The organism is Algoriphagus aquaeductus, assembly GCF_003253485.1.
Taxonomy (GTDB): domain Bacteria; phylum Bacteroidota; class Bacteroidia; order Cytophagales; family Cyclobacteriaceae; genus Algoriphagus; species Algoriphagus aquaeductus.
Map to the genome: position 1 here is coordinate 1 of NZ_QKTX01000033.1, position 5,532 is coordinate 5,532.

Sequence of the window (5,532 nt, forward strand, 5' to 3'; positions counted from 1 at the left end):
CGCCATCATCTCCGGTGAGTGGTGGAGATCAGGTATCGTGTTCGAGTTCGGAGTTGAGCAGTCTGACTGCCACGGCGAGTGTTCCTTCGGGCTTCAGTGTGGTTTGGTATAATGCTGCGGTAGGAGGGACAGTAGTTCAAAATCCTTCGATCAGTTCAGTGGGTACAGTGACCTACTATGCGGAGGCGGTGAACAACGAGACAGGATGTAGCAGCAACAGCAGAACAGCGGTGACACTGACGATTTTCAATTGTGACATAACTATAGAGAAGACCTCAAACGTGTCCAGTGTGGACGAGGCAGGGGATGTAATTACCTACACTTTGACGGTGACCAACTCAGGAAACGCGGTTCTGTCCAATATAACGGTGGTAGATCCACTGACTGGATTGAGCCAGAACATCGGCACGCTGAACCCTGGGTCAAGTCAGGCTTTGACAACGAGCTATACGGTGACCCAGGCGGACGTAGACGGAGGTCAGATCACGAACGTGGCTACCGTAACCGCACAGGGACCGGATCAGACCGCTGTAAGCGATGAAGACCAGGCGTTGGTAACAGCTGTTCAAAATCCTGCGATCGACGTGGAGATTACCGACAATGATGCGGAGATCACGGAGGCAGGTCAAGTGATAGACTACACGATTACAGTGACCAACACGGGCAATGTGACCTTGGACAACGTGACGGTGGTAGACAGCAAGACGGGCACGGTGGTGAATGTGGGTACTTTGGCTCCTGGCGAGAGCAAGCAGATCGAGGTGAGCTACCCGGTGACTCAGGAGGATGTAGATGCGGGACAGGTGGTGAACGAGGCCACGGCGACGGGCGAAAGTCCAAATGAGGGGGATGACAATCCTACCGATGTGGACGAAGTCACCACACCGATCACGCAGTCACCGTCTGTTGAGATTGAGAAGACGACAAGCAAGTCAACGATTCTTGGTGCCGGCGAGACGGTATCCTATACGCTGACGGTGAGCAATACGGGTAATGTTACGCTGACGGGCATAGTGGTGAAGGATCCGCTGACCGGCCTGGAAGAGACGGTAGAGGTACTGTTGCCGGGCGAGTCAGTGGTGTTCGAGACCGAATATGTGGTGACACTTGCCGATATGGGCTTGGATAACCTGACCAACGTGGCGACGGTGGTTGCGACTACGCCAGATGGAGACGAAGTGAGCGATACGGATTCGGTGAGCATCGGAACAGGCAAGAACGAGATTATAGCCAACGACGACGAGTTTGGCAGCTACTTCCTGCGATACGGCGGACCGATCGGAAATATTCTGGACAATGACCGTCTGAACGGACAGCGCCCTGATGCTTCGGATGTGGATTTTGAATTCACCGACTTGGATGGCATCATCGGTTTGCTGATTGATGACAGCGGGGTGTTGAGTCTGATTCCTGGAGTGAATGAGATCAGAGACTACGCATTGCAGTATGTGCTGAGAGAGACGGTGAATCCGGGCAACAGTGACGATGCCTTTGTCTTCTTCAGGATTCTGAACAACGATGCGGATCTGTCTGTGAGCAAAGAAGCCCTTTCGGACGATGTGTTTGAAGGCGACCTGTTCGACTACGAGATCGTGGTGAGAAACGTGGGTCAAACGGATGCGACCAATGTGGTTGTGGTGGATAACCTTCCGAGCGGAGTGACTTACCAAAGCCATACCGTATCGGCCAACACGACGGGGTCACAGGTTGGGGTTACGGTAACGGGCAACAACCTCCGGTTCACTGTACCATTCATGGGACCTGGCACCTCGGTGACCCTGAGAATCAGAGTGAAGGCAGGCGCTGCGGGAACAGTAGTGAACACGGCAGTGGTGAGTTCTTCCGAAGATGACATCAACGAGGGAGACAATACCGATTCTGCACAGACGGTTATCCAGCCGTTCAGGATACCGAACGTGATCACTCCGAACGGAGACGGCAAGAATGACAGGTTTGAGATCAAGGGCTTGGGCAAGTATGCGGGCAACAGCATCGTGATCTTTAACAGGTACGGAGACCACGTCTTTGAGCGTGCGAACTACGGCAACGACTGGGATGCTCCCGGTCAGGTAGCGGGTACTTACTTCTATGTGCTTCGGGTGACTGGAGCATCGGGAGAGACTACCGAGTTCAAGGGATGGATCCAAGTAATCAAAGACTAATCATCAAGTGCCATGAAAAGGACTTTAAAATCGATAGGAATACTCTCACTGGTGGCCATGCTGGCCACCGGGGGAGCTTTTGGGCAGCAATTGCCGCAGTTTAGCCAGTACATATTCAACGGACTTCATGTGAATCCGGGATATGCGGGCTACAAAGGGGAGCCGTATATCCAGAGCACGTACCGCAGCCAGTGGATCAGTTTTCCGGGCGCTCCGGAGACCTTCACGGTGACCGCCGACCTGAGTGCCAATGAGGGGACGATGGGATTCGGGGTATCGCTGCTGAGTGATCAGCTGGGTCCTGCGCGTACGACCAGCGGATTGCTGACCTATGCGTATCGTATCCAGACGGGCAGAAAAAGCTTTTTGGGTTTGGGTGCAAGCGTGGGTGTTTCCGAATACATGATAGACGGGGATTTGCTGGATCCGAACGATCCGAATGATCCGGAGATTCCGGGAGGCAGGATCAACATGTTTACGCCGAATCTGAACACGGGTCTGTTTTTTCACAACGACAAGTTCTATGCGGGTTTCAGTGTGTACAACATGATCGGAAAGAACGCTCTGGAGCGTGAAGATGTGGCACTTGCCTACCATGACTTTCATTACTACCTGACAGCGGGTGCGATGGTGACGATCTCCGACAATGTTGGGTTTAAGCCGAGCTTTCTGATCAAGCAGGTAAAGGGCGCACCGACCAACTACGACATCAACGGGATGTTTCTGTTTTTCGAGCGTCTGTGGGTAGGGGCCTCTTATCGTTCAAACATGAAGCTGTGGACCGAGGTGGATGAGCGTCTTACCAGCCGGAATGCAGTGGCCGCGGTGATCGAGGTGTTTGCGACGGACCGTCTTCGGGTGGGTTATGCGTACGACCAAAGCCTCAACGTCCTTCAGGATTACCGGCATAACTCGCATGAGTTGTCGCTGGGTTTCTATATGATCCCCCGTACGGCTAAGATGAAAAACCAAAGATGGTTCTGATTATGAAAAAGACACTGACAATATTGGGAATCGCTGCGTTGCTTTCTGCCGGATTGGTGCAGGGAGTACAGGCACAGAAGTCAAAGGTTCGTTATGCGGATGAGCAGATGGGCCTGATGAACTACCACCATGCTTTGGAGATCTACCGGGAGGCCTATGCAAAGAAGCCGAATTATGAAACTTCCCGCAAAGTGGCGATGGCACAGGACAAAATCAGGGATTATGATCAGGCCTATACCTGGTGGAAAACCACGGTGGGTTATGAAGAGGCCTCTGAGGAAGACTACCGACAGCTCTTAAGAACCGGACTGCTGACCGATAATTACGGAGAGGCCAAATCGCTGACCGAGGCCAAGGGGCTGAGTGCGGAGAGTTTGGGTGTATCCGGGACCAATGCACGGGAAGGAGCCAGAAAACTGAAGATCACGGGGCTGGAAGAGCTCAACAGCAGCGAGTCCGACTTTGGATTGGAAATGGGAGCGGAAGGCAACAGATATTTTGTTTCTGACCGTGGCGGGAGCGTGAGCAGAAAGATGCCGGGCATCCGGATCGACGGGCGGAACAAGTTTTTCAGTCCTGAAGCCAGCGGACAGACCGACAGAGGATATTTTTCCGTCTACAGACAGGACAAAGGCGGCGAGATCAGCCGTGTGGTGTCACAGGTTCCGGGCTCTCTGGGTTTCTCAGACCCGAGCTATGGGGCAAAGGACAACCTTTTGTTTTACTCGGTGACAAGATCGATCACCAAGGTGAAGAAAAACCGAAACATCACCGTACAGCCGGAGATATACTACAGCAAGGTAGGCCCGGACGGTACACTGGAAGGATATACCGCTTTTCCGTTCAATGATTCCCTGGGATATGCGGTGATGCATCCGTTTGTGGATGAGGAAACCAGAAGACTGTACTTTACCTCGGACATGCCGGGAGGATTGGGAGGCTACGACCTGTACTATTCGGAATACGATGAGAACATGGTGTTTGGTACCCCGGTCAACCTGGGTCCCGGAGTCAATACTTCCGGAGACGAATCCCACCCGTTCCGTAAAGGCAACAAGTTTTATTTTTCATCCACGGGGCATCCGGGAATGGGGGGCATGGACATCTTCGAGGCTTCCTACACGGCGGCATCGATCGGCAGCGCGGTAAACATGGGCTCTCCGATCAACTCGGCGGCGGACGATTTTGCCTACCGTGAAGACAAGGACAAGACCGTCTACCTCTCTTCCAACCGGAAGGGCGGCAAAGGGCTGGATGATATCTACATGGGCAAGGAAATGTACAAGCAGTTCCTGGCCAGAGTACTGGACTGTAACGGCGCGGTGATTACCTCGAGCTACCTGGCCACCTTCCGGGACAAAACCCAGGGGATCCAGGTGCCCACAGCCCGAAACGGGAAGGGAGAGCTGACCGCCCAGCTGGAGCCGGAGAGTGACTTTGGGATCAGCATCTCCAAGCCGGGATACTTCACCCTGACTGACGAGAATATCAGCACCAAGGGGTTTTCGGGTGATACGCTGAAGCGGGAGTATGTACTCAGACCGATTCCGTATCAGTTGCCGGTGCATGTGGACATTGTGTACTACGATCTGGACAAGTTTGTGATCCGCAGGGACGCCATGCCGGCCTTGGACAAGCTGGCCGAATTGATGCAGAAATACAGCTTCCTGGACCTGTTGGTGGCCAGCCATACGGACTCCAGAGCAAGCGATGAATACAACATCCGGCTGTCCAACAACCGGGCGAAAGCGGTGACCGAATACCTGGGGGGCAAGGGAATCAGTGCGGACCGGGTACGTCTGGAGTGGTTTGGAGAGAGCCAGCTGGTGAATGACTGCGGCAACGGCAAGCCGTGTTCGGAGCCGAACCATCAGCTGAACAGGAGATCCGAGTTGGTACTTGAAGCCTTCCCTGATCCCACCAAGCAGTATGAGATCCCGCAGGAGCTGAAGGACATAGACTTCTGCGAGCCGGAGGAGATCTTCGAGAAGATCCAGGAGGAGATCAACGACATTCCGACGATCTACTTTGACTTTGACAAGGCGATGCTGAGAAGTGTGCACAAGCAGGAGCTGGAGCGCACGGCGGTGATGCTGAAGCGGATGCCGAATCTGATGCTGTACATCGAGGGTCACACCGACCAGCGTGGCAATGAGGAGTACAACAAAAAGCTGTCCGAGCGCAGAGCCCAGGCGGTGAAGGAATACCTGAAGAACAGGGGGATCGAGGACAACCGGCTGGAGTCTCAGTGGTTTGGCAAGACCCGTCCGATCCATGACTGCAACACGGTGACCTGTACTCCGGCGATGCACCAGCTCAACAGAAGGACAGAACTCCGGGTAGGCAAAACTTCCTACGGCTACACGGGCAGACAGAAAAAAGTGGA

3 protein-coding genes are annotated in these 5,532 nt (G+C 53.8%); all 3 read left to right on the forward strand.

The annotated features are described in order from the left end of the window. Nucleotides 1-2,162, forward strand: a 2,162-nt coding sequence (locus CLV31_RS21560) for a DUF7507 domain-containing protein (RefSeq protein ID WP_111395163.1), incomplete at its 5' end; no start/stop codon positions are given. A 12-nt stretch (nucleotides 2,163-2,174) separates the two neighbouring features. Next, on the forward strand, nucleotides 2,175-3,146 hold the full coding sequence (locus tag CLV31_RS21565) for a PorP/SprF family type IX secretion system membrane protein (protein WP_111395164.1): 972 nt from the start codon (nucleotides 2,175-2,177) through the stop codon (nucleotides 3,144-3,146). A 2-nt stretch (nucleotides 3,147-3,148) separates the two neighbouring features. Next, the coding region (locus CLV31_RS21570) for an OmpA family protein (protein WP_245943467.1) at nucleotides 3,149-5,532 on the forward strand (2,384 nt) is incomplete at its 3' end.

Bases quoted from the DNA above. Each gene is read 5' to 3' on its own strand.
- CLV31_RS21565 (WP_111395164.1), top strand. From the start codon at position 2,175: ATGAAAAGGACTTTAAAATCGATAGGAATACTCTCACTGGTGGCCATG.